This window comes from Hymenobacter glaciei, assembly GCF_039539585.1.
GTDB classification, from domain to species: Bacteria; Bacteroidota; Bacteroidia; order Cytophagales; family Hymenobacteraceae; genus Hymenobacter; species Hymenobacter glaciei.
This window is the reverse complement of the sequence record NZ_BAABDK010000026.1, coordinates 19,245-42,469: the sequence shown is the minus strand read 5'-3', so window position 1 is coordinate 42,469 and position 23,225 is coordinate 19,245. Positions and strand designations below refer to the sequence as shown.

Genomic DNA, 23,225 nt, shown 5'->3' with positions numbered 1-23,225 from the left:
GAGGTCAGTCGAATGAAAAAGAACGTCATGCCGAGCGTAACCGAGGCATCTCGCGTGCCACCACTAACTCAATCATTCGGCGAAATTGATTGCTGCCCCACGCGAGATGCCTCGGCTGCGCTCGGCATGACGTTCTTTTGTAGCACTTATTCTTCGCTTTACCCCTTCATCATTCGCATGAAACTTCCTGTATTGCCCGGCGCGCTGCTGGGTGTGGCCCTGCTGGCGGCCGGCCCGGCCCTGGCTCAAAACGTAAACACCGGCCCGGCCTACGACTCGCGCACGCTGTTCAACCCTTCCTTCATCGAGCAGCTGAGCACGCCCACGCGCACGGCTGGCGGCCAGCCCGGAGCCGAGTATTGGCAGAACGCGGCCGACTATAAAATCGACGCCCGCCTTGATGAGAAGACGGCCCGCGTGACGGCTACCGTGGCCATTACCTATACCAACAACTCGCCCGACGCGCTGCCCTTCGTGTGGCTGCAGGTCGATCAGAACCTGTACCGCGAAGACTCGCGCGGGGCGGCCATTACGCCGGTGGGCGGCGGGCGCTTCGGCAACAACTCGCGCGGTTTCCGGGGCGGCGACACGCTGCAAACCGTGAGCATCGAGCTGCATGGCAAGAAGCTGAAGGCCACCTACCGCGTGACCGATACGCGCATGCAAATCATGCTGCCCGAGGCGCTGAAACCCAACGGCGACAAGCTGAAAATCAACATTGCCTACGGCTTCAGCATTCCCGAGTACGGCTCCGACCGGCTGGGGCGCCTGCAAACCAAAAACGGCGAAATTTTCGAAGTGGCGCAATGGTACCCGCGCATGGCCGTGTACGACGACGTGGAAGGCTGGAACACGCTGCCCTACCTTACGGCTGAGTTTTACCTCGAATACGGCGACTTCGACTACACCGTGAACGTGCCCGCCAACTACCTCGTGGGCGGCTCGGGCGAGCTGGTGAACCCCACCGAAGTGCTGACCAGCGCCCAGCAAAGCCGCCTGGCTAAAGCTGCTGCTTCGGACAAAACCGTCATCGTGCGTTCGGTGGATGAGGTGACGCAGGCCGGTTCGCGCCCCAGTGGCAAAAACGGGCGCCTGACCTGGCATTTCCGCTGCCAGCGGGCGCGCGACGTGGCCTGGGCCGCGTCGTCGGCCTTCGTGTGGGACGCCGCCAAGATGAATCTGCCCAGCGGCCGCAAGTCGCTGGCGCAGTCGCTGTATCCGGCCGAAGCCGCCCAGGACACGGCCTGGAACCGCTCGACGGAATACGTGAAAAAAAGCATCGAATACAACTCGAAGCAGTGGTACGAATACACCTACCCGGTGGCTACTAACGTGGCCGGCGTGGTAGGCGGCATGGAGTATCCGGGCATCGTATTCTGCGGTGTGAAGGCCCGTAAAGCCAGCCTGTACAGCGTGACGGACCACGAGTTCGGCCACAACTGGTTCCCGATGATTGTGGGCTCGAACGAGCGCAAATATCCGTGGATGGACGAAGGTTTCAACACCTTCATCAACATCCTGTCGAGCGCTGACTTCAACAACGGCGAGTACGCTAAGCAGCTGAACGACACGATGAGCCTCGTGAGGGGCAACATCCGCTATACGATGGACCCGACTACGGTGCCGCCCTACACCGTGCCCGACGTGACGCCCTCGAACATGCTGGGCTATGCGGCCTACAGCAAAATGGGCTACGGCCTGTTCCTGCTGCGCTCGGAAGTTCTCGGGCCCGACCGGTTCGACTACGCTTTCCGCACCTACATCAAGCGCTGGGCCTTCAAGCACCCGCAGCCCAAGGACTTTTTCCGGACGATGAACGAGGCCAGCGGCGAGGATTTGACCTGGTTCTGGCGCGAGTGGGTGTACAACAACTGGGTACTCGACCAGGCGGTAACCACCGTGGCCTACGTGAACCAGGACCCCGCCCAGGGCGCCCTCATCACCGTGGAGAACAAGGGCCAGGCCGCCATGCCCATCATCGCCGACGTGACCGAAACCAGCGGCAAAACCACCCGCGTGCGCCTGCCCGTGGAAGTGTGGCAGCGCAGCGGCACCTGGACCTTCCGCTATAACTCGACCACGCCGCTCACGCTGGTGCGCCTGAACCCCACCAAGCTGCTGCCCGATGCCAACCCCGGCAACAACGTGTGGCGCGCGCAGGTGCTGAAGTAGCACCGGGTTGATTGCAACAGGAATGACCTGTAAAATGCTGAGCCAACCGTCGGGTTAGCGCGGTGTTTTATAGGTCATTTGCTGTTTGTTGCGATGGCCAACCAGCGTAGAATCGGTTATTTCGATGCGATAAAACCGGACTGGCAACACTTCGCGGCCAAGCGTGTCGATGACTCCAGTTTCGCAGTTGTTGTTGCGAACCAATGCGTAACCGCAGCGGAATTGGTAGTAGGAAGTATAATCTCGAGAGTGGGTGTTGCGGCGATTGACGCAAAACGGGTAAGCGTACTTGAACGCGGTGATGGCTTGGTTTTGCTTGTTGATGAAGCCAACCGCATTTTTATTTGGCTGCGTGGTAGTGTCCACGGCCGCAAATCCTTCGTGAAAACTCCGCCATACATGACTATACATTGGAGCAATTACCTCACGGCCGGCAAGGTCAATAAATCCCCATTTCCCGGTTTGCTTTACGGCGGCCATGCCATCCGAAAACGGTTCTATTTCGTCGTAGCTGGGTTCGAGCTGCACCTGCCCCGTCGAATCTATCAGCCCCCAGTGGCCGTTCAGGCGAACCCGCAGCCAGCCATTGGGATGATTTGTCAATTCCAGCCGTTGGAATCGTAGCGGCACCACCACCCGGCCTTGCTGGTCAATCATTCCAACCAACCCATTCCGGGTTACTACTGCCCGGTTTTTCTTTTCAAATGGCAACGAGGTGTATTCATAAGGACAACCCGGCAGCACATTGCCACGAAAGTCAAAATAATACACTGGCATAGTGCCGGATATAGTCAGCCCGCCATTCGGGTCCTTTTTATAAGCCAGGAATGGCGCGGTTGCAGTTCCGAATGCGTTAGGAACGAAAAAGCCTTTTTGCTCGATGTGGGCAACAGCGGAATCAATGCGTTGCGCATAGCCGAGAGTGGAAAACACCAAAAGGAGCAGTGTGCCGCAGAGAAATCGCATAAGACAACAAGATGGGGCTGCTTTTACCTGGCGAATTTAACGCAATAGAAAAGCGCCCGAAACCAAAAGCCCCGACTGCTTGCGAAGCAGTCGGGGCTTTTTTTTGATATCGACCAATGGGAAAAGCTCCTTAAGCTTCTTCCGTATCCACAGTGCCGCGCCGCGCCAGGTTGTGGTTGTACTGCACGCCGCCAAACAAGTACAGCATCAGGGCCCGGGAGTAGCGCAGAATAACGGGCGTGAGCAGTATCGTAATTCCGGTGATAACGCTCACATACACCCACGTATCGGGGTCGCTCAGGAGGAAGTAGATGAGCACGCCCATCACCAGGAAGGTGGCCACGTTGAAGGCAAAGGTGATGTACATCGAGCCGAAATAGAAGCCCGGCTCGGGCTCGAACGTTTGGCTGCACACGGGGCACTGCGCGGGCATGCGGGCAAACTTGGTCACGTTCAGCGCCGAGTACGAGAACAGCTTGCCCTGGTGGCAGCGCGGGCAGCGCAGCTTGGCCAGGGCCAGGGCCGTCGAGTCGACGAGTTCGTAGGTGTCGGTAGTTTCGTCCATAACGGGGGCGGGGGAAGCAGGCATAAGTCAACGAAAGCTATACGGGGAAATGCGCCCCGCGCCCATGCGCAAACGGCCGGTGCCGCGTTTGCCGCCTTGATTTTTTCAAAAGTATGTAGATGGGAATGGGCCTTTGCGGCCGGTTTGTTGGGTGCAAAGGTGATAAGGGCTTGGTAGTGCTTGCTTTGCTGTAAGTTGCTCGAAATATTGCCCAGGACTTACTCGCTGGCTGCCCGTTCGCATGTTGCGCGGCGGTCCTCCCCAATCAACCCAACACCTGATGACGTTTTCATTGCCCCAAAAACTGGGAACTCTGGCCGCTGGCCTGCTACTGAGCTGTGCGCCCGCCCAGGCCCAAAAAGCCACCGATATTCTGTGGGACAGCTACGGTGTGCCGCACGTGTACGCCGCCAATGAAAACGACATGTACTACGCGTTTGGCTGGGCCCAGATGCACAACCACGCCAACCTGCTGCTCAAGCTATACGGCCAGGCGCGCGGCCGGGCCGCCGAGTACTGGGGCGAGAAATACCTCGCCTCCGACAAGCAAATCCGACTGTTCGACCTGCCGGAAACCGCCAGGCGCAACTACGCCAAAAACCAGGGCGCCGACAAGGCCCGGCTCGATGCGTTTGTGCGGGGCGTGAACGCCTACGCACAGGCCCACCCCGAAGCCATCGACCCGGCCATGAAGCAGGTGCTGCCCATCACCGTGCCCGACGTGCTGACCCATACCACGCGCGTGCTGTGCCTGGAGTTTCTGGCGGCCGACGACATTCAGGGCGTGGCCCGCGCCCTCGCGCCGGGCTCCAATTCCTACGCCATTGCGCCGGCCAAATCGGCTTCTAAAAACGCTTTGCTGGTGGCCAACCCGCATTTGCCCTGGGGCGATTTCTACCTGTTTTTTGAAGCCCAGCTCACGGCTCCGGGCTTCAATGCCTACGGCGTGGGCCTGGTGGGCACGCCGGCGCTGTCCATTGCTTTCAACGAGCACTTGGGTTGGACGCACACGGTGAACACCATCGACGCGTCGGACCGGTACGCGCTGACGCTGCAAGGCACGGGCTACCTACTGGACGGCCAGACGCAGGCGTTCGAGAAGAAGCGCGTGGACCTGAAAGTGCGGCAGCCCGACGGCAGCCTGCGCACCCAAACGCTCGACCTGGCCTACTCCAAACACGGCCCGGTGCTGGGCGAGAAAAACGGCAAGGTCTACGCCGTGCGGGTGGCTGGCCTCGAAAATGCCTTTTTCGCCAGTCAGTACCACCAGATGGCGAAAGCCCAGACCTGGAAAGCCTTCGAGACGGCCCTGAAAATGCAGCAAAACCCGATGTTCAACGTGGTGTATGCCGACCAGGCCGGCAACATTCTGTACCTGTTCAACGGCAACGTGCCCAAGCGGCCCTCGGGTGACTGGAAATTCTGGAACGGCACCGTCGATGGCACTGCATCTAAGTACATCTGGAACTCCTACCATCCCTACGCCGACCTGCCCAAGGTGTTCAACCCCAGCAGCGGCTTCGTGCAGAACGCCAACGATGCCCCCTGGACCTGCACCTACCCGCCGGTGCTCAAGCCCGAAAACTTTCCGACGTACATGGCGCCCCGCGAGGTGATGGCCCTGCGGCCCCAGCGCGCCGTGAACCTGGTAAAGGACGACGCGTCCATCACCTTCGACGAGCTGGTGGGCTACAAGCTGAACACCGGCATGGAGGCCGCCGACCGGTTTCTGGACGATTTGCTGGCCGCCGTGCAAAAGTACCCCGATGCCAATGCTGAGAAAGCGGCCGCCGTGCTCAAAGCCTGGGACAAAACCACCAACGCCGACAGCCGGGGCGCGGTGCTGTTTGCCAAGTGGTTCGACCTGCAAAAACCCAGCATGGCGGCCGTAGCCTTCAACCCTGCGCAGCCCGTGACCACGCCCGACGGCCTGAAAGACCCGCAAGTGGCCGTGGCCCAGCTAGCCACCGCCGCCGCCGAAACCGAGAAACAGTACGGCCGCCTCGACGTGGCCTGGGGCGACACGCACCGCTTCAAAGTGGGCGCCTACAACGAGCCAGCCAACGGCGGTTCCGCCAAATATGGCATCTTCCGCACCATGTATTACCAGCACAGCCCGGCCGATAATAAGGACTATGCTTTCTTCGGCGACAGCTACGTGGCCGTAACCGAGTTTGGGCCCAAGGTGCACGCGCAGGTGTCGCTCAGCTACGGCAACGCCACCCAGCCGGGCAGCAAGCACATCGGCGACCAGGTCGCGCTGCTGTCGCAGAAAAAGCTGCGCCCCGCGCTGCTCACCCGCGAGGCCGTGCTGAAAAGCCTGGAAGAAAAGGAGCAGCTGTCCGTGCCCGGCGCAATCAAGTAAGCGAGCGCATACACGGTTCCTTTTAAGCTTCCCGTTTTGCCTTACACACCGGCACCCAATCGGGGGCCTCGCACACCGGGCAGGTTGCTGCCTGGCCGCGCGTCAACTCCTGTACTTCGCCGCATTTGCAGCAGGCGTGCGCGCCGGCCGCTTCTACGCGGTGCTGCGATTTTTCCAGGAACTCGGGCCAGATGGGCAAGCCGGGCAAGGCCGAATCGGGGGCGTAGAAGTAGGCGCTGAGGTTGCCGGTGGCTTCCATGTAGGCACGGCGCACCTGGCCGAGGTGTTCCACCTGCTGCTGGCGCAGCTCGCCGAAAAGCTCCTTCTGCGTCAGGTTGAGGTTGTCGAGGTTTTTTATATTGATGCGGCCTTCCTCCACGAGGAGCACGGGCGTGCCTTCGAGCCAGTCGCTGAAGCGCGGAAACCACTCGGTGAGGCGGTTGAACAGCCAGTACATCGCACTCACCGCCGCAAACACAATAGCCACGGGCAGCAGCGGCGTGTCGTGGTAAAACATGGTGTCGCCCGCCGCCGAGCCCAGCGCCAGAATAATGCTCAGCTCAAAAATGGAAAGTTGGCGCACCCCGCGCCGGCCCGTTACGCGCAGCGTCGCCAGCAGCATGAGGTAGGTTACCACGCACCGAAACAAGACTTCGAAGAGGAAGGTGGGCGGCGCATCGGCCGTCCAAAGCAGGCGCTGCCAGTCGAAAGGGGTGACGGTTTCAGCGAGGAGCAGCATAAGTGGGAGCAACAGTTGAGCCTGCTGGTACGCATCCGCTAGCTTAACTGTTGGCCGCGCCGTGCGGGCGTACCTTTGTCGCACTGCTGGGGTCTGGTTGGCCCTGACTGGCGGGCGTCGCACGGCGGCGCTGCGTCGGCGGGCATCGCACGCAGCGGTGGCCGCCGAGTTGCAAGGGCTTATAGTTGTTGGTTGCTCGTTTCTGAAACGGACAACTGACAACGAGCAACCAACAACTAAAAGCCTTGTAATCCAGCTTCGCCGACGCCCGCTAGCAGCGACTTGTTGTCTCGTTGCCGTGAATGTTTCGTTGTTGATTTCCTCCGCCATTCGGGTGGGGCTGCTGGGCGCGGCTGGGCTGCTGTCCGGCCTCAGTGCCCAGGCCCAGAAGGCCGTTGTGCCCCGCAGCCGCACGTTCGTGCTTACCAGCACGGCTACCGTGCCCGTGCCACCGGCCGGCACCAAAACCCTGGATTTGTGGCTGCCTGTGCCGCACGCCGATGCCTCGCAGGACGTTAGTAAGTTGACGATTGATTTTGTTGAACCGGCCGGTGGCAGGACCCCAACTAAAATTGAGCGTGGTGCTTATGGCAACCAAATGTTCCACCTGCGCCTTACAACCGTACCCACCGCGCCCTTGGTGATAACAATAAAAGGGCAAATCACGCGCCGCGAACACCTCAACCTGCGCGCCAACACGCCCACGGCCAAGCCCGCCAAAGAAAAAACCGACCCCAACCTGGCCCGCTGGCTGGCCCCCGACCGCCTCGTGCCGCTCGATGCTAAAATCAAGCAGCAGGCCGAAGAAGTGGTCGCCAAGGCCAACGCCAAAACCCCGCTCCAAAAAGCCCGCGCCATTTACGAGCATGTGGTGAGCACCGTGACCTACGATAAAACCGGCCAGGGCTGGGGCCGCGGCGACATTTACTACGCCTGCGACGCCCGCCGCGGCAACTGCACCGACTTCCACGCCATCGTCATTGGCTACTGCCGCAGCCTGGGCATTCCGGCGCGTTTCAGCATCGGGCTGCCGCTGCCAGCCGAGCGCGGCCACGGCGAAATCAAGGGCTACCACTGCTGGGCCGAATTCTTCACGCCTGAAACCGGTTGGGTGCCTGTCGATGCTTCCGAAGCCGCCAAGAACCCCGATAAGCGCGCCTACTTCTTTGGCGCCCACGACGAGAACCGCGTCGAGTTCACCCGCGGCCGCGACGTGGAACTGGCGCCCAAGCAAGCCGGCCCGCCGCTCAACTACTTCGTGTACCCTTATGCCGAGGCCGACGGCAAGCCGCTGGATGTGGCCCGCAAATACGAGTATTCGGACATCATCGCGCAGTAGGGTTCTGTCATCCTGAGCGCAGCGAAGGACCTTATCACGTTTGAACGATTAGCACAACTCGCTATCGGCATAAACGTGATAAGGGCCTTCGCTGCGCTCAGGATGACAGGAGAGCCGTTCTACGGGGCCAGCACCAGCTTGCCGAAGTTCTCGCCCGAAAACAGCTTCAGTAGGGCCGGGAGGAAGTTTTCGACACCGTGCTCGACCTGAATTTTGGGCGAGTGCAGTTTGCCCTCCTGAATCCAGCCAGCCATTTCGCGGGCGGCGGTGCCGTAGTTGGCGGCGTTGTCGAATACCACGATGCCTTCCATGCGGGCGCGGTTCATCAGCAGCGAGAGGTAATTGCTGGGGCCCTTCACCGGCGTTGTGTTGTTGTATTGCGAAATAGCGCCGCAGATAACAATGCGCGCTTTCATGCGGATTTGTTCCAGCACGAGGTCCAGAATTTCGCCGCCCACGTTGTCGAAATACACGTCGATGCCCTGGGGGCAGGCGTCACGCAGGGCCTGGCGCACGTTGTCGGTTTTGTAGTTGATGCAGGCGTCGAAGCCCAGCGTCTGCACGCAGTAGTCGCACTTCTCCTTATCACCGGCGATGCCTACCACGCGGCAGCCTTTCAGCTTGGCAATCTGGCCCACCACGCTGCCCACAGCCCCCGCCGCGCCGGATACCACCACGGTTTCGCCCGGTTTGGGCTGGCCGGTGTCGAGCAGGCCGAAGTAGGCCGTCATGCCCGGCATGCCCAGGGTGGCCAGGTAAGCTTCGAGCGGGACTATGCGCGGGTCCACTTTTACGAGGTAGTCGGGGCTGCGCGGGTCGGTGGCACCGGCGCCTACCACGGCGTATTGCTGCACACCAAGGTTGCCCGTCACGTAGTCGCCCACGGCGAAAGCGGGGTTTTTCGACTCCGCCACTTGCCCGGCCACTCCGGCCCGAAACACGTCGCCAATGGCAATGGGCTTGATGTAGCTGCGGCCCTCGTTCATCCAGCCGCGCATGGCGGGGTCGAGGGAAATAAAGCTGATTTTCACCAGCATCTGGCCGTCGGCTAGCGCAGGCACCGCCAGGGTGTCAATTTCAAAGTTGGCCGGCTGCGGCAGCCCCACGGGGCGCGAGGCGAGTTTGACGCGGGTGTTGGAAAGGGGCATTCTGTAAGGGTTGAGAGTGGAGAAGCAAGGCGCAAGTTGGGGCGAGCGGAGCTTAACCTAGGTTAGGAAATTGCCGACTGGGCCGTTATCATGATGGTGTTTTCAGTGAAAGTAGACCGTCATGCAGAGCGTAGCGAAGCATCTTGCTCGCAGTAAGCAATCCAATCGACAGGGATTACTGGTGGCGGGCAAGATGCCTCGGCTACGCTCGGCATGCCGGTCAATGATGACGTTCTACTTCGTAGATTACTGTTCTACTCAGTCGCCTTCACCGGCTGGGCTTGCGCCAGCGTTTCCATGTCTTCCGCCGTCAGGCGCAGCTCGGTGGCTTCGAGCAGTTCCGTTACCTGGCCCACGCTGGTGGCGCTGGCAATGGGCGCAGTCACGGCGGGGGCCTGCATCAGCCAGGCCAGGGCAACCTGGGCGGGTATGGCCTGCTGGCGGTCGGCCACGGCATCGATGGCGGTGAGCAGGTTGAGGCCCTTTTTATTGAGATATTTCTGGCCAACACCGGCCCCGCGTGGGCTTTTTTGCAGGTCGGCTTCCGAACGGTATTTGCCGGTGAGGAAGCCGGCGGCAAGGCCGTAGTACGGAATCGCGCTGATGTTTTCCCGCAGCAGGAGTGGGGCGAGGCTCTGCTCGAAGTCTGCGCGGTCGTACAGATTGTAGAGGTTTTGTAGCGTCTCGTAGCGCGGAAAACCGTGCCTGGCGCTGGCATCCAGCGACTCCTGCAGGCGCGCCGCCGTGAAGTTGGAGGCTCCGATGGCGCGCACCTTGCCCTCCTGCACCAGCTGGGCATAGGCCTCAAGGGTTTCCTCCACGGCAGTGGTCGGGTCGTCTTTGTGCGACTGGTACAGGTCGATGTAATCGGTGCTAAGGCGCTTGAGTGAGCCTTCCACGGCGCGCAGGATGTAGTCCTTTTTCAGGCCCTTGTTGTCGGCGTTCACTTCCCAGCCCACTTTGGTGGCGATGATGACATCATCGCGCCGGCCGCGCCGCTGCAGCCACTTGCCAATAATGGTTTCGGACTCGCCGCCGACGTGGCCGGGCACCCACACCGAGTAGCCGTCGGCGGTATCGATGGCATTGCCGCCGTTGGCCACGAAGGCGTCGAGCACGGCGAAGGAAGTGGCTTCGTCAATCGTCCAGCCGAAGACGTTACCGCCCAGCATAAGGGGCGAGATTTGCAGGCCGGAGCGGCCGAGTTCACGGGTTTGCATAGCAAGTTGAAGATTCAAGAAATGAGTTTCACTAACCGAAAATCGTCTCCGAAGGTTAGCCAGCAGCGGGCTCGGCTACCAGCACCCGCCAGCCGTGAGCGGGCACTTCGAGTTGCTGGCTGGTACCCAGTGTTAGTGTTTCGTTGCTGAACACATCGCGCCACTGGCCGGCCCTGGCCGGCAGCTTTCGGGCTTCGCCGGTTACGTTCACGGCGCACAGCACAGTCATGCCATCTTTGGCCCGGGTGAAGGCGTAGACCTCGGCCGGAGCGGACAGACGCTCGAACTCGCTGTTGGGGTCGCCGTTGCGCAGGGCCGGGTGGCTTTTCTTCAGCTGAAAAAGGCGGGTGTAAAAGTCCTGCAAGGGGTAGCCGCGCCAGTCGATGGTATCGCGGTCGAAGAATTCCAGCCGGCGTTTGAGGCCCGCTTCCTGGCCTGAATAAAGCATCGGCATGCCCGGCAGCAGGGCCGTGAGTACGGCGAAGGGCAGCGCCAACGGGCCCAGGCGTTCGTACTCGGTGCCGTCCCAGCTGTTCACGTCGTGGTTGCTGGTAAAGTGCATCAGGTACACGCTGGGGGGGTATTTGTCGCGCTCGGCGGCCAGGTAATCGTCGATTTCGGCCAGCGTAGCGCGGCCCTCGCCGATGCGGTCGAGCAGGTAATGCAGGCGCAGGCCAAAGCTCATGTTGAAGGCCCGTTCGAGCAGCCGCGTGTCGGAGTCGAACTCCTCCCAGCTCAGCCCGCCCGACGGGTAAAGCTCGTCCCACTCAGCCAGCATAAATACCGGCTTAATGGCGTCGAGCGCGGGCCGTACTTCGTTCCAGAAATCGGTGGGCACGAGGCCGGCCACGTCGCAGCGGTAGCCGTCGATGTCGGTTTCCCGCAGCCACCAGGCCAGAGCTTCGGTCATGTACTGGCGCATTTCGCGGTTGTCGTAATCTAACGCCACCACGTCGGTCCAGTCAGCCACGGGCGGCACCAGCTGGCCGGCGGCATCGTGCTGGTACCAGTCGGGGTGCTCAGAGATAAGGGCATTGTCGCGGCTGGTGTGGTTGGCCACCCAATCGAGCAGCACCCGCAGGCCCAGCGCATGGGCCGCCTGCACGAGCTGGCGCAGGTCGGCGAGCGTGCCGAATTCCGGGTTCACGGCGAAGTAGTCGCGCACCGCATAGGGCGAGCCCAGCGAACCCTTGCGCCCGAGCTCACCAATGGGGTGCACTGGCATTAGCCACACAATGCCGATACCCATTGCGGCCAGGCGCGGCAAATGCGCCTCAAAAGCCCGGAAAGTGCCTTCGGGTGTGAAGTTGCGAACGTTGACTTCGTAAATGATGGCGTGGGCCGCCCACTCGGGGTGGGCCACGGTAAAGCGGTTGGCAAGCGGGTGGTCGGACATATGAGGCGAGGTAGAGTATCCCGCTACGCGCTGGCCCGGGTGGCCGTTGCCGCCGGGGCAACGCCAGAACGATGTAGGGGCGGGGTCGTACCCGGTAGGGCAGACCCCGTCCATCGTTGAACGGCCCAATCTTGAATCGTTCAACGATGGGCGGGGGCAGGCCCTATTGGGTAAGACCCCGCCCCTACATCGTTCAACCTGTACACTGACCACGAAACTGCTCTAAGCGTGATGTTGAGCAGCCACTACCCGGAGTTTCGGGCGGTTGTTCGGGGCGCCAGGCAGACTCTAGGTGCGGATGATGTCGGTATCGACTGGCACGTAGCCCAGCAGGCGGCTCATGCTCAGTACCTGCCCTTTGTGGTGAAATTCGTGCGTGACGGTGTGCGTGTACAGCTGCAGCGGCGTGAGCTCGTGCGGCTGCGGCTGGCGCGGCAGAACGAACAGTCTCGGCGTTAGCCACTCGGCGGCATAGTGCTGGCGAAAGTCGGCCACCAATGCATCCACGCCCGCGAAAACGGCGCGCAGGGTAGCCACATCCGATACCATTTCTGGCTGCGGCAGCGTAGCCGTTTGGCCCAGCCCAACCTGCCCCAACCAGTGGCAGTAGCAGCCGGCCCCGTGCACCAGCAGGTCGCGGATGCTGCCGTTGTTCATTGCGGCCACGGGCGCGGCGAAGTGCTCCGGAGCCAAAGTGGCGCAATAATCCAGTAGGACACTGCGGGCGCTGGCTACAAGGGCATATTGTTGGGCGAAAACGTCGGCCATAAGAAGTTGAGCTGGTAAGTCGTCAGGCAAAAGTAAACGGCCATAATTCGCGGTGCTTGGCCTAACATGCGCGCTTCACTTAACTGTACAAAAAACGCCGCAAACCAATGCCGCTTCCCAAGTGGAAGGACTCCGATTTGCGGCGTAGCTAATTGCCGGAAAGGGTTAGTTGGCCCTGTTTAGCAGCTTGCTGAGCGTGCTTTGCAGCTCATCTCCGCGCAGGTTAACGGCCACAATCTTGCCCTGCGGGTCGAGCAGGTAGTTCTGCGGCACACCCTGCACGTGGTAGGCCTTGGCGGCCGCGTTGTCGAAGGAGTTCAGGTCCGATACCTGCGTCCAGGTCAGGCCGTCTTTCTCGATGGCGCGAAGCCAGGCTGCGCGGCTGCTTTTACTGTCGAGCGACACGCCGAGGATAGTAAAGCCTTTGTTCTTAAAGGTATTGTAGGCCTTCACTACGTTGGGATTTTCGGCACGGCAGGGACCGCACCAGCTGGCCCAGAAATCAATGAGCACGTACTGGCCGCGCAGGCTGCTCAGCGTCACGGGCACGTTTTTGGGGTTGTTCTGCGTGAAATCGGGACCCATGGTGCCCACGGCTACTTGCTGCAGGTCCTTGATTCGTGCCGCGACGCGCTGCCCCCGTGGCGTACTGCGGGCCTTGGCGCTCAGGCCTTGGTAGAGGGTAGCAGAAAGCCTGGCATCGGGGTTCTCCGACAGCATATCAAACAAGATGAACAAGCTGAGGTGTGAATCGGGATGCGCCTTCACGTAATCGGTATCTACTTTCTCCTGTTCGGCCGCAAGGGCGGTGAGCCTATCTGCCAGCTGCTTCTGGTAAGCGGGAGAGTTCCGGGTCGCCTCGGGCTGGGCCAGCGACTGCTTTTTCAGGCCGTTGGCCCGGTCGCCCAGCTGATTATGCAAACCGCGCAACCGGGCATAATCATCGTTGAGGGGCGTGCCGCGGACAGTGGCTTTGGTGGCCGAATCGGGCGTTACCACCTCCACGGTGCCGTTTTCCAGGTAAAACACCTCCCTTCTCAAATCCTGCGATTTCCGTTCGGATTGGCCGTTGTGGCTGAATGCGATAGAAGCCCGCACCGGCTCGAGGAGGGTACCCCGGAATTCGAAATGGCCGTTGGTTACAGCTACTGAGTCTGTCACCCATTTTTGATTGGCCGCATGGCCCAAGTACGCTTTCGTGACGCCGGCCGGGGCACCCACAGTGCCTTTCACTATAAAATTTTCGGTTTGCGCCTGGGCCAGTACGGGCAGTAGGAGTAGGGTACTGCAGAGGAAACGTTTCATGGAAGGAAAGTTGTGAATGGGGAAATGATACTGGGCGGGCGGAAATGGTTGCCTCGGGTGCTGCCACCCCATTCAGCCCGGCGGTACGGTCGAGTGCCCCAAACCCTGAATAGCAGTGGGCAATAAGGGCCCGGCTGCTTACTGCGTGGGCCGGTGGCAACGCTTCGTCCGGGCTGCCTACGTAGTTGCTCACTGCCTGCCGGACTGTTCCCAGACTTGGAAGCCGTGCGGCGCTAAGGTAACTGTGGTGGCAGCCCGGGGGCCGTCGGAAGTGGAGAATAGGGCCCGATACGCGGCCGCGTTTTCCAGCGGCGGAAGTTGCTGCGGCTTGTCGCTCAAATTCACCATCACGACCACGGCGGCGGAGCCTTTGCGTCGTTCGAAAGCAACCGTTTGCGGCGGGCTGGGCAGCAGCCGAAATGCTGCCTCTGCGTCAAAATTTGCCAGCGCCGGGTGCTGCTTCTTCAGCTGCAACAGCTTGGTGTAGAAGTCTTGCAGCGGGTAGCCGTTCCAGGGAATAGTGTCCTTGTCGAAGAAGCGCAGGCGGCGCTGCATGGCCGCTTCCTGGCCGTTGTAGAGCATCGGAATGCCGGGCCAAAGGGTGGTGAGCACGGCTTCGGGCAGGGCATTTTGGCCGAGGCGCTCGTATTCGCTGCCGTCCCAGGCGTTGATGTCGTGGGTGCTGGTAAAGGTCATCAGGTTGGTGCCGGCAGGGTACAGCTTGCGCTCGGCGGCCCGGTAGTGGGCGAGCTCGGCGGTGGGCTTCTGCTGGCGGCCCAGGCTGTCGAGCAGGCCGTGCAGGCGCAGGGCGTAGGCGGCATCAAAGGCCTTTTCGAGCAGGCGGGTGTGGGGGTCAAATTCCTGCTTCGAGATGAAGGTTGGCGGGAATAGCTCGTCCCATTCGGCCAGCATGAACACCGGTTTTATTTTTTCCAACTCGGCCCGTGTGGTGTTCCAGAAATCGGTGGGCACCAGCCCGGCCACGTCGCAGCGGAAGCCGTCGAGGCCCGCGGTGCGTACCCAGTAGGCCATGCTTTCGGTCATGTAGCGGCGCAGGGCGGGCTTGGTATAGTCGAGGTCGATGACGTCCTGCCAGTCGGCTACGGGCGGGCGGAAGTTGCCTTTCGCGTCGCGGGTAAACCAGTCGGGGTGCTCGGTGGTAAGGTTACTGTCCCAGGCCGTGTGGTTGGCGACCCAGTCCAGAATAACGTGCATTCCCAGTTGGTGGGCGGTGGCCACATAGTGCTGCAAATCGGCCAGCGTGCCCAACTCGGGGTTCACGGCGCGGTAGTCGCGCACCGAGTAAGCGCTACCCAGCGTGCCCTTGCGGTGGCTGCGGCCGATGGGGTTAATGGGCATCAGCCAGAGGATGCCCACGCCCATTGCTTGGAGGCGCGGTAGGTCGACCTCGGCGGCCCGCAAGGTGCCCTGCGGGGTGTACTGCCGCACATTCACCTGGTAGATGGAGGCGTGCCGGGCCCACTTTGGGTGCCGAACAATGAATGCGGCTGAATCGGGTTTCGATTTGGTACCGGGCTGGCAGGCCCCCAGCCACAGCAGGGGCAACAGCAGCGCCCACAGTGGGCGGAAAGGGGCAGGGTAGGGCATAGCGCAAGGTAAGGGGCGGGGTGATTACGTGGGGTGATTATGGGGAGGCGGTCGACGCTCAGGCCGAGCGCAGCCGAAGCATCTCGCGTGTGGTCATAACTCAATGGATTGGATTACCGCTGCACACCAGATGCCTTGGCTGCGCTCGGCATGACGCTTATGCTCGACCTGACAGGCCATTCTCGCAACCTTTGGCCTTTATTTTTCGACTATGGGAGCAATTACTGGTGCGATTCTGGTTAGGTAGCTGACACCAGATGCCCTTGGCCGACAGTGCCGGTGCTACCTTGCTTCTCCTCTCAATACTCGTTGCATATGGCTTTTTCCCGATTTAAGCTCGGATTGTATTCCACTTCCGTGCTGGCCCTGCTGGGGCTGGCGTCTTATTCTGTATACCAGGGCACGCCCACGCGCGACCAGGTGGTGCTGGGCATCATGCTCAGCGGCCTCAACCAGCTGCACTACCAGCCCGAGAAGCTTGACGACCAGTTCTCGCAGCGCGTATTCGACTTGTATCTGAAGCGCGTGGACGGCAACAAGCAGTTTCTGCTGGCCCCGGAAGTGGCCCAGCTCGGCCCGTTCAAAACCCAGATTGACGACGAGCTGCGCGGCGGCACCCACGAGTTTCTGGACGCCACCAGCCAACTCATCAGCAAGCGCACCCTGGAGCTGCAGGCCCTGTACCGCGAGGTGCTGGCCAAGCCCTTCGACTTCACCGTGGCTGAAACCTGGGAAACCGACCCCACCAAGGCTACTTACGCCGCCAACGCCGCCGAGCAGCGCGAGCAGTGGCGCAAAATGCTGAAGTACCAGACCATGGCCCGCCTCTCGGAGCTGATGGACGAGGAGGCCAAGAAGAAGGACAAGCCGCTGGCCGCCGCCAAAGTCGGCGCTTCGGCCACTACCACCTCCACAGCCGCGCGCACCCCCGCCCAGCTCGAAGCCGAGGCCCGCAAGCGCGTGCTGAAATACTACAACGAAGCTTTCGCCGACATGCTGCAAAACGATGCCAACGACCGCCTCGCGGCCTTTGCCAACGTCATTGCCAACACCTACGACCCGCACACCGATTACTTCGCGCCCATTGTTCGCGAAAACTTCGACATCACGATGAGCGGCCGCCTCGAAGGCACCGGTGCCCAGTTGATTGAAGACGAAGGCCACCTCAAGGTGACTGACATTGTGCCCGGCTCGGCCTCGTTCCGGCAGGGTGAGCTGAAAGTGGGCGACGTGATTCTGCGCGTGGCCCAGGGCGCGGCCGAGCCCGTGAGCGTGGAAGGCATGCGCTTCGACAAGGCCGTGAAGCTCATTCGGGGCCCCAAGGGCACGGAAGTGCGCCTCACGGTGCGCAAGCCCGATGGCGCCACGCAGGTCATTCCCATCATCCGCGATGTAGTGGTAATTGAAGAAACCTACGCCCAGTCGGCCCTCGTGAAGCAGGCCGGCCGCACCTACGGCTACCTGCGCCTGCCCAGCTTCTACGCCGACTTCAGCGGCAAGGGCGGCCGCAGCTCGGCCGACGACGTGCAGAAGGAATTGGCCAAGTTCGCCAAGGAAAATGTAGCCGGCGTGGTGCTCGACTTGCGCCAGAACGGTGGCGGCTCGCTTGGCGATGCCGTGAAAATGGGCGGTCTGTTTATCCCGACCGGCCCCATCGTGCAGGTAAGAGAAGCCCGCAACGCCGCCAAACCGCTGGCCGACCTCGACCCCGCCGTGCAGTACGGCGGCCCGCTGGTGGTGATGGTGGACAAATACAGTGCTTCGGCTTCCGAGATTCTGGCCGCTGCGCTGCAGGACTACCGCCGCGCCATCATCGTCGGCAGCACCACCTACGGCAAGGGCACCGTGCAGCAGGTACTCGACCTCGACAACGCCGTGAGCTCGCCCGAGGTGGCGGCCATCAAGCCGCTGGGTTCGCTTAAGCTCACCATCCAGAAATTCTACCGCGTGAACGGGGGCTCGACCCAGTTTAAAGGCGTGGTGCCCGACATTACCCTGCCCGATGCCCTAAGCTCCTACGCCAAGGGCGAGCAGGAATCGGAGTACCCGCTGCCCTGGGATGAGATTGCGCCGGCCAAGTACCAGCCCACCAACACGCTGCCCACGAGCCTCGACGCCCTGCGCGCCGCCAGCGCTGCCCGTGTAGCCGCCAGCCCTGGCTTCCGCCTCATCACCGATGCCGCCCAGCGCGCCACCGCCCAGCGCAAGCTCACCAACCTCTCGCTGAACCTGGCGGCCTACCGCACCCAGCAGCAGACATTCCGCGACCAGAACAAGCAGCGCACCGCCGCCCAGAACGCCCTGCCGGGCCTGGACGTGAGCGCCGTGCCCGCTGACATCCGCCCCGCCGCCGACTCTTCGGCTGCCCGCCGCACCGCCCGCTTCCTGAAGCCCCTGCGCAAGGATGCTGCCCTGGCCGAAGCTGTAGCCGTGATTGGCGACGAGCTGAAGCAATAGCCGCTGCAGGCGCTTGAGAAACCAAAACGCCCCCGTCGCTCCAGTAGCGGCGGGGGCGTTTTGGTTTATTGTGAGTCCTCTTCGAAGACGGGAAACACCGTGCGTTAAGGCTCACGAAGCGGCTGTTGCTACCACAAATCCAGAAAGCGTAGGTGAATATTTGCCGTATGTAACTGGGCTTACACCTCATTTGAACACCGTTAGCGTAACCTTCAATATACTCCTGTTGGGGTAGCAGGCGGGCGTTAATCGCACCAAGTGGGCAGGTCCGGTTCGTGTGCAAAGGCGAAAAGGCGCTCCAATTGCGCCCGCGTTACCCGGTCCGTGGAGAGGGCCAGCGCGGGCAATTCCGTGCGGTGCACCCAGCGTACGCCCGCCGTTTCCGTCGTGTCGGCTTGCAGTTCGCCGCCGACCACGCGGCAGAGCACAAAGGCTTTGTACACGTACCACGGCTGCGGCGGGTGCGCGTGCTGTCTTTTGTCCAGCAGGGCCAGCAACCGGACAGCTTCCGTGGCCAAGCCGGTTTCCTCGCCGACTTCTTTGACCGCGACTTCAAAGGGTGTGTAGCCCACGTCGGCCCAGCCCCCGGGCAACGACCAGCGGTTGCCGTCCATTTTCTCCTGCACGAGGAGCACTTCGTCGGTGCCGCGAAACAGCACGGCGCGGATGTCTACTTTGGGGGTGGGGTACCCGGTTTCGCCCGCAAACAGGGCGTGGAGCTGCGCCACCGGTTCGCCGCTGAGGCCGGCCATCAGGCCCAGGGCCCGCACCTCTTCGTAGCGTTCCGCATCGCAGGCATTAGGGGTATAAGCCAGGCCCGCTTGCGCCAGGGCCAGTAGGCGTTGGGCAATGCCCATCCAATCCGTTTGATTTGCCATCGTCCTATAATAGAAGAGATGAAATGGAGCGAACGAAATGGCAATATTACCCTACTACAGGTGACCGGCAAGGCGGGGTTCGCGTGGTCAGCTTTGACGGGATTTTTATTGCCATCGCCTATTCTCAGAGCGTTTTTTTCAAATTGACATACATTAGGTTGTACCTTCCACGGCTCAGCTTTTAACGATTTTTAGGAAATGTACACAAATTCGGAAATAGCTCTAATAAGTTCTTTTGCTGATTTTCTGAGGGACTTGTTCAGTCCCACTGGCTTTCCGGCCCGTTGGGTCTGCGGCCAGTGGACGCCTTTCCACGGCTGGCTGTATATCCTATCAAGCCTGGCTATCTGGCTGGCCTACTTTGCCATTCCGGGCATACTCTACTACTTTTTGCACAAGCGGAAGAGGGAGTTGCCTTTCACTGGCCTGTTCTGGCTGTTTATCGCCTTCATCTTTGCCTGCGGCCTCACGCACCTGGCCGACAGCGTGATGTTTTGGCTGCCGGCTTACCGTGTGAGCGCGCTGCTCCTGCTCGTGACAGCCGTGGTCTCCTGGGCCACCGTCATTGCCTTGTTCCGGGTACTGCCCAAACTGCTGGCGCTCCAAACGCCCGCGCAGGTCGAAGCCCTCCTGCAGCAGCGCTTCGAGACGCTGACCGCCGAGCTGCAGCAGAGCGAGGAGCGCCAGCAGTTTGCCCTGGCCAGCGGCCAGCTGGGCGTTTGGGACTGGGATGTGGCGGGCAACAAAGTTTTCTTCTCCAAAAGATGGAAGGAGATGCTGGGGTACGCCGACTCGGAAATCGAATCGGACTTCGCAGAGTGGCACAAGCGGGTCCACCCCGACGACAAAGACCCGATGTTGCGGGAGGTTGAGCGGCACATGGCCGGCGAAACCCCACCCTATCGGACGGAGTATCGCATGCGGTGTAAAGACGGCAACTACAAATGGATAGGAACTGCCGGCATGGTCACCCAGCGGTCGGCCACCGGCGCGGCCCTGCGCCTGGTGGGCACGCATGAAGATATTCATGCGCAGAAGGTGTTCCAGGAGATGCTCCGGCTCAGCGAAAGCACCTTTTCCAGCGCGTTTCATTTTTCCGGCATCGGCATCGCCTTCGTGACCCCCACCGGGGGCTGGGCCGACGTCAACCCGGCCTTGTGCCAGCTGCTGGGCTACTCCCGAGCCGAGTTCCTGAAACTCACTTTTCAGGACATCACGCACCCCGACGATTTGGAAGTGGACCTGGGCTACGTGCGCCAAATGCTGGCCAAGGAAATCAACACTTATAAGCTGGAGAAACGATACATCCACAAAAACGGCCAGTTCGTGTGGGCGCTATTGACGGTGTCGCTGGTGTGGGGAACGGACGACGTGCCCCAGTTTTTTATTTCCCAGATAGTGGACATCACCCAGACCAAGCACCTGATAGGGGCGCTGGAGCGAAACAACGAAGCCCTGCACATTGGGGCGGTGGAGCTGGAAAGCAAGCTGGGGCAGCTGGAAGAGTTCAACAACATCGTGGCCCACAACCTGCGCGGCCCGGCCGGCAACCTGCAGGCCTTGCTGGGCCTGCTGCCCAAATCGGTGCCGGACATCGGCGACAACAAGGTGTACCAAATGCTGAACCAGGCCAGCAGCAACCTGCAGGCAACCCTGGGGGAGCTGATGCAGGTGCTGCAAGTCCGGCTCAACAAGGAAATCCCCTTCGAGGACTGCGAAGTGGCCCGCCTGCTGGCCACCATCACCGTTGCCCTGGGGGTGCAGATGGCCGAAAAAAAGGCCGTCATCGAGCAGGACTTGCGGGTGCCCGTTATCCACTACCCGAAGATTTACCTGGACAGCATTCTGTACAACCTGGTCAGCAACGCCCTGAAATACACGCACCCGACGCGTCGGCCCGTCATCAAAGTCAGCACGCACCTCGACGACGGGCAACTGGTCTTAACGGTGCAGGACAACGGCCTGGGCATCGACCTGGCCAAGTACGGCGGGCAGGTGTTCAAGCTCCACAAGGTGTTTCACGCCGGGTTCGACAGCCGGGGCGTCGGCTTGTTCATGACCAAAAACCAGATTGAAACCTTGGGCGGAAAAATTTCGGTGGCGAGCGTGCCGGGCGAGGGGGCCGCATTCAGCGTCCGGTTTTAAGTTGTCAGTTTTAGAGAACTGAATTACTGTTCCTTATATCAAACAGATTTTGTTCCCCTTATCACCGTTTTCGTGAGCGCAGGTTATTGCTGTGCCACTGTTAGGTGTACTTTCTTGCCCTCTTTACTTTTCAGGTGCGCTAATTAAAGCGATGCCCTTTAGGGCAAGACTTTAGTTGCTACTCAATTTCAGGCGTGGGGTAGCTTTGTGGCATAAAGCCCCCGCGCTCCGGCAGTCATTCGGTTCAGCAGTTACAAGTCCATCTGGTGTGGAGCACGAAGCACCGCTACCAGGTGCTGACGGGCGAGGTGCAGCTCCGCTGCCGCGACTTGTTGCGGCAAACGCGCAACGCGCAAGACGTGCAGGTCCTCAAAGGCGTTGTCCGCAAGGACCACATTCATTTGCACGTATCGTATCTGCCAGCGCTCAGCAAGAGCGACTTGGTGCGGCGCTTAAAAGGGCGCAGTGCCCAGCGGCTGTTGCAGGAATTCCCCGAATTGAAGCGCCGCTACTGGGGCGGGCACTGCTGGGGCATTGGCTACGGGGCGTGAAGGATGGGCAGCATTACGGAAGAGGTGTTAGAAGCGTAGTTGAACCACCACAACGAGCAACCCAACGGCAACGAGAACTTCATCCCCGAGTAGCCTGCCGCCCTCACCGACTTTAGCCGGAATAGCCGAATTTCATTCGCCTTTAAACCTATGGACTTTTAGCCCATACTCATTTACTACAAATGCCATACCCACGGCGCGAAGACGGGCCGGTACTGGGGCGTGGCTGCCTTGGGCGCGTACGGCCCGGTTGCCGGGTGCCTCTTGTTAAATGCGCTTGCGCTGGGCATGGTACTGGAACGCCTGCTCCTAACCGGGTGGGCACTGGATAAGCACCCGGTCGTATTTTTCGCGAGCGCCGGGGGCCTCTACAGCGGCACCGGCTGGTATTGCCGCCGCTATTCCCCGCGGATTATCGACCGCTACGAAGATAATGAGTGGGTCAATCGCATCCCCCCTGTGGTCGTGGTGTTGGCGTACTATGCGCGTGGCTTCGGCTTGGTCCTGCTTAGCGCAATCTACTGAAACCACGGCTGGGGCTTTCAGTAAGGGGAGCAATAACGCTCCTCATTTTGAACGGACCGACACATTGTTCTTATTGGCGTCGGCGCGAAAGGCTTGGGCGTGGCCAGCCGGCGGGCGCACCGAGGGGCCGAAGCTGCGCGCCGGCCGCCGTTTTACGCGGCTACAGCTGCGCCCGCAAATAGGGCCACGCAAAATAGAGCACGGCCCCTTGCAGCAGCGTTAGCCCCAGGGTAATGCCCCAGAAAGCGGCTTTGCGGTTTTTATGGTGCAGCAGCAACATCGCCGCCCACGCGCCCGGCGCCGCGCCCGGCAGCGTGGCCAGGTGCAGCGTTTTTTCGGCAATGCGCCGCTGGTTGCGTTGGGCTTTCCGCTTATCCAACGCGAACAGCAGGAAACACAGGACATTGAAAAATAACAGGCAACTTAGGAGGCTTTTCATTGCGCGAGAGGCAGGTCTTTCTGATTCGTCTATTCAAGGTTCCAGCCCGGGTGGTCGCGGCCCTGGTCTGTCCCAGTTGGGCGGGTTCAACAAGGCCTGCGGGTAGCAGCGGGGAGGCCGCTGTGCTCTCCGTGCTCTATTTGGGCCTTTTTTGTGAGCGGGCTAGGGCCGCTCGCCGCTACCGCTGGTAACTAAATGTGACATCTTCTGTTCCGGTGCTCCCTTCGCTATGGGTGTGGTAGAGCAAGCGGTGGGCGCTCAGCTCCACGACCGGGTGGACGGTTTCGCCGAGGGGAAATCCGCGAAAGGTTATTTATCCCGCCTGATAAGCATAAGTGGTTGCGGTGGGCGTCGCCACGCCGTTGTGCACAAGGGTGAGGGAGCCGTTGGCGGTAAACTCCAGCCAGAGGCTGCCGGGGTCATTCTTGACCCATTCGTCAGTGCCGGGTAGCCCGATTCTTCGGTCATGAAAGACCTGGTGCACCGTTAACTGCTCCCACTTGCCCACCAGCGACGGCGTTGGGACGGGGACCGACTCCGCGCAGTTGGTTAGGCCAGGCCCCAGGAGCAGACAGGCGGCGATTCGCTTCATACAACCAAGGTAGCAGGGCGAAAAGAAGCGCAAGGGTGCGCTCCGTT

At 61.0% G+C, this 23,225-nt stretch carries 17 protein-coding genes and 1 pseudogene; 6 read left to right on the top strand and 12 right to left on the bottom strand.

All coding sequences use genetic code 11. The annotated features are described in order from the left end of the window. Positions 1 to 177: 177 nt before the first annotated feature. Positions 178 to 2,172, top strand: a complete 1,995-nt coding sequence (locus ABD837_RS17135; protein ID WP_345056906.1) for a M1 family metallopeptidase — start codon at positions 178 to 180, stop codon at positions 2,170 to 2,172. Between the two features lie 54 nt (positions 2,173 to 2,226). Here ABD837_RS17135 and ABD837_RS17130 read toward each other — a convergent pair whose 3' ends face one another. Both ABD837_RS17130 and ABD837_RS17125 read right to left on the bottom strand, forming a co-directional pair. Then, positions 2,227 to 3,138 carry a WG repeat-containing protein gene (locus tag ABD837_RS17130; RefSeq protein ID WP_345056904.1) on the bottom strand — a complete coding sequence of 304 codons (912 nt, stop codon included), beginning with the start codon at positions 3,136 to 3,138 and terminating at the stop codon, positions 2,227 to 2,229. Between the two features lie 130 nt (positions 3,139 to 3,268). After that, entirely contained in the window at positions 3,269 to 3,703 is a 435-nt protein-coding gene (locus tag ABD837_RS17125) for a DUF983 domain-containing protein (protein WP_345056902.1), read from the bottom strand. A gap of 280 nt (positions 3,704 to 3,983) precedes the next feature. Between ABD837_RS17125 and ABD837_RS17120 the strand changes: the two genes are divergently transcribed. Continuing rightward, on the top strand, positions 3,984 to 6,068 hold the full coding sequence (locus tag ABD837_RS17120) for an acylase (protein WP_345056899.1): 2,085 nt from the start codon (positions 3,984 to 3,986) through the stop codon (positions 6,066 to 6,068). Positions 6,069 to 6,090: 22 nt separating this feature from the next. Here ABD837_RS17120 and ABD837_RS17115 read toward each other — a convergent pair whose 3' ends face one another. Next, positions 6,091 to 6,807 (bottom strand): DUF421 domain-containing protein, encoded by a 717-nt coding sequence (locus ABD837_RS17115; protein WP_345056897.1) that lies wholly within the window; start codon positions 6,805 to 6,807, stop codon positions 6,091 to 6,093. A 310-nt stretch (positions 6,808 to 7,117) separates the two neighbouring features. On the opposite strand from ABD837_RS17115, the gene ABD837_RS17110 reads away from it, so the two are divergent. Continuing rightward, positions 7,118 to 8,146 carry a transglutaminase-like domain-containing protein gene (locus ABD837_RS17110; RefSeq protein WP_345056895.1) on the top strand — a complete coding sequence of 343 codons (1,029 nt, stop codon included), beginning with the start codon at positions 7,118 to 7,120 and terminating at the stop codon, positions 8,144 to 8,146. A 119-nt stretch (positions 8,147 to 8,265) separates the two neighbouring features. On the opposite strand, the gene ABD837_RS17105 is transcribed toward ABD837_RS17110, so the two are convergent. The 6 genes from ABD837_RS17105 to ABD837_RS17080 all read right to left on the bottom strand — a co-directional run bounded on the left by ABD837_RS17105 (position 8,266) and on the right by ABD837_RS17080 (position 15,591). Further along, a complete protein-coding gene (locus ABD837_RS17105; protein ID WP_345056893.1) occupies positions 8,266 to 9,294 on the bottom strand; it encodes an NADP-dependent oxidoreductase in 1,029 nt (342 codons plus the stop codon). 254 nt (positions 9,295 to 9,548) lie between these two features. After that, on the bottom strand, positions 9,549 to 10,514 hold the full coding sequence (locus ABD837_RS17100) for an aldo/keto reductase (protein ID WP_345056891.1): 966 nt from the start codon (positions 10,512 to 10,514) through the stop codon (positions 9,549 to 9,551). A gap of 55 nt (positions 10,515 to 10,569) precedes the next feature. Further along, positions 10,570 to 11,910, bottom strand: coding sequence for an alpha-amylase family glycosyl hydrolase (locus tag ABD837_RS17095; protein ID WP_345056889.1), 1,341 nt, complete (start codon positions 11,908 to 11,910; stop codon positions 10,570 to 10,572). A gap of 288 nt (positions 11,911 to 12,198) precedes the next feature. Continuing rightward, complete coding sequence (locus ABD837_RS17090; RefSeq protein ID WP_345056887.1) at positions 12,199 to 12,678, bottom strand: DinB family protein; 480 nt, start codon at positions 12,676 to 12,678, stop codon at positions 12,199 to 12,201. A 165-nt stretch (positions 12,679 to 12,843) separates the two neighbouring features. Next, positions 12,844 to 13,983, bottom strand: coding sequence for a redoxin domain-containing protein (locus tag ABD837_RS17085; protein WP_345056885.1), 1,140 nt, complete (start codon positions 13,981 to 13,983; stop codon positions 12,844 to 12,846). Positions 13,984 to 14,172: 189 nt separating this feature from the next. Then, positions 14,173 to 15,591, bottom strand: a complete 1,419-nt coding sequence (locus tag ABD837_RS17080; RefSeq protein WP_345056883.1) for an alpha-amylase family glycosyl hydrolase — start codon at positions 15,589 to 15,591, stop codon at positions 14,173 to 14,175. A 315-nt stretch (positions 15,592 to 15,906) separates the two neighbouring features. On the opposite strand from ABD837_RS17080, the gene ABD837_RS17075 reads away from it, so the two are divergent. Beyond that, positions 15,907 to 18,048 (top strand): carboxy terminal-processing peptidase, encoded by a 2,142-nt coding sequence (locus ABD837_RS17075; protein WP_345056881.1) that lies wholly within the window; start codon positions 15,907 to 15,909, stop codon positions 18,046 to 18,048. A 245-nt stretch (positions 18,049 to 18,293) separates the two neighbouring features. On the opposite strand, the gene ABD837_RS17070 is transcribed toward ABD837_RS17075, so the two are convergent. Next, a complete protein-coding gene (locus tag ABD837_RS17070) occupies positions 18,294 to 18,926 on the bottom strand; it encodes an NUDIX hydrolase N-terminal domain-containing protein (protein WP_345056879.1) in 633 nt (210 codons plus the stop codon). A 255-nt stretch (positions 18,927 to 19,181) separates the two neighbouring features. On the opposite strand from ABD837_RS17070, the gene ABD837_RS17065 reads away from it, so the two are divergent. Together ABD837_RS17065 and tnpA are read left to right on the top strand one after the other, a co-directional pair. Next, positions 19,182 to 21,071 carry a sensor histidine kinase gene (locus tag ABD837_RS17065; protein ID WP_345056878.1) on the top strand — a complete coding sequence of 630 codons (1,890 nt, stop codon included), beginning with the start codon at positions 19,182 to 19,184 and terminating at the stop codon, positions 21,069 to 21,071. A gap of 212 nt (positions 21,072 to 21,283) precedes the next feature. Next, positions 21,284 to 21,619 (top strand): annotated as a pseudogene (tnpA, locus tag ABD837_RS17060) (IS200/IS605 family transposase); the annotation flags it as partial. Between the two features lie 688 nt (positions 21,620 to 22,307). Here the strand turns inward: tnpA and ABD837_RS17055 are convergent. Together ABD837_RS17055 and ABD837_RS17050 are read right to left on the bottom strand one after the other, a co-directional pair. Then, the gene (locus ABD837_RS17055; protein ID WP_345056877.1) at positions 22,308 to 22,586 is read right to left on the bottom strand and encodes a DUF1294 domain-containing protein; all 279 of its coding nucleotides are present in this window, start codon (positions 22,584 to 22,586) and stop codon (positions 22,308 to 22,310) included. 313 nt (positions 22,587 to 22,899) lie between these two features. Next, positions 22,900 to 23,178: a hypothetical protein gene (locus ABD837_RS17050; RefSeq protein ID WP_345056875.1), complete on the bottom strand. Its 279-nt coding sequence runs from the start codon at positions 23,176 to 23,178 to the stop codon at positions 22,900 to 22,902. Between the last annotated feature and the right edge of the window lie 47 nt (positions 23,179 to 23,225).

What these genes read in the sequence shown, in the direction of transcription:
- ABD837_RS17135 (WP_345056906.1), top strand. Translation starts at nt 178, where the DNA reads ATGAAACTTCCTGTATTGCCCGGCGCGCTGCTGGGTGTGGCCCTGCTG.
- ABD837_RS17130 (WP_345056904.1), bottom strand. Translation starts at nt 3,138, where the DNA reads ATGCGATTTCTCTGCGGCACACTGCTCCTTTTGGTGTTTTCCACTCTC.
- ABD837_RS17125 (WP_345056902.1), bottom strand. Translation starts at nt 3,703, where the DNA reads ATGGACGAAACTACCGACACCTACGAACTCGTCGACTCGACGGCCCTG.
- ABD837_RS17120 (WP_345056899.1), top strand. Translation starts at nt 3,984, where the DNA reads ATGACGTTTTCATTGCCCCAAAAACTGGGAACTCTGGCCGCTGGCCTG.
- ABD837_RS17115 (WP_345056897.1), bottom strand. Translation starts at nt 6,807, where the DNA reads ATGCTGCTCCTCGCTGAAACCGTCACCCCTTTCGACTGGCAGCGCCTG.
- ABD837_RS17105 (WP_345056893.1), bottom strand. Translation starts at nt 9,294, where the DNA reads ATGCCCCTTTCCAACACCCGCGTCAAACTCGCCTCGCGCCCCGTGGGG.
- ABD837_RS17100 (WP_345056891.1), bottom strand. Translation starts at nt 10,514, where the DNA reads ATGCAAACCCGTGAACTCGGCCGCTCCGGCCTGCAAATCTCGCCCCTT.
- ABD837_RS17095 (WP_345056889.1), bottom strand. Translation starts at nt 11,910, where the DNA reads ATGTCCGACCACCCGCTTGCCAACCGCTTTACCGTGGCCCACCCCGAG.
- ABD837_RS17090 (WP_345056887.1), bottom strand. Translation starts at nt 12,678, where the DNA reads ATGGCCGACGTTTTCGCCCAACAATATGCCCTTGTAGCCAGCGCCCGC.
- ABD837_RS17085 (WP_345056885.1), bottom strand. Translation starts at nt 13,983, where the DNA reads ATGAAACGTTTCCTCTGCAGTACCCTACTCCTACTGCCCGTACTGGCC.
- ABD837_RS17080 (WP_345056883.1), bottom strand. Translation starts at nt 15,591, where the DNA reads ATGCCCTACCCTGCCCCTTTCCGCCCACTGTGGGCGCTGCTGTTGCCC.
- ABD837_RS17075 (WP_345056881.1), top strand. Translation starts at nt 15,907, where the DNA reads ATGGCTTTTTCCCGATTTAAGCTCGGATTGTATTCCACTTCCGTGCTG.
- ABD837_RS17070 (WP_345056879.1), bottom strand. Translation starts at nt 18,926, where the DNA reads ATGGCAAATCAAACGGATTGGATGGGCATTGCCCAACGCCTACTGGCC.
- ABD837_RS17055 (WP_345056877.1), bottom strand. Translation starts at nt 22,586, where the DNA reads ATGAAAAGCCTCCTAAGTTGCCTGTTATTTTTCAATGTCCTGTGTTTC.
- ABD837_RS17050 (WP_345056875.1), bottom strand. Translation starts at nt 23,178, where the DNA reads ATGAAGCGAATCGCCGCCTGTCTGCTCCTGGGGCCTGGCCTAACCAAC.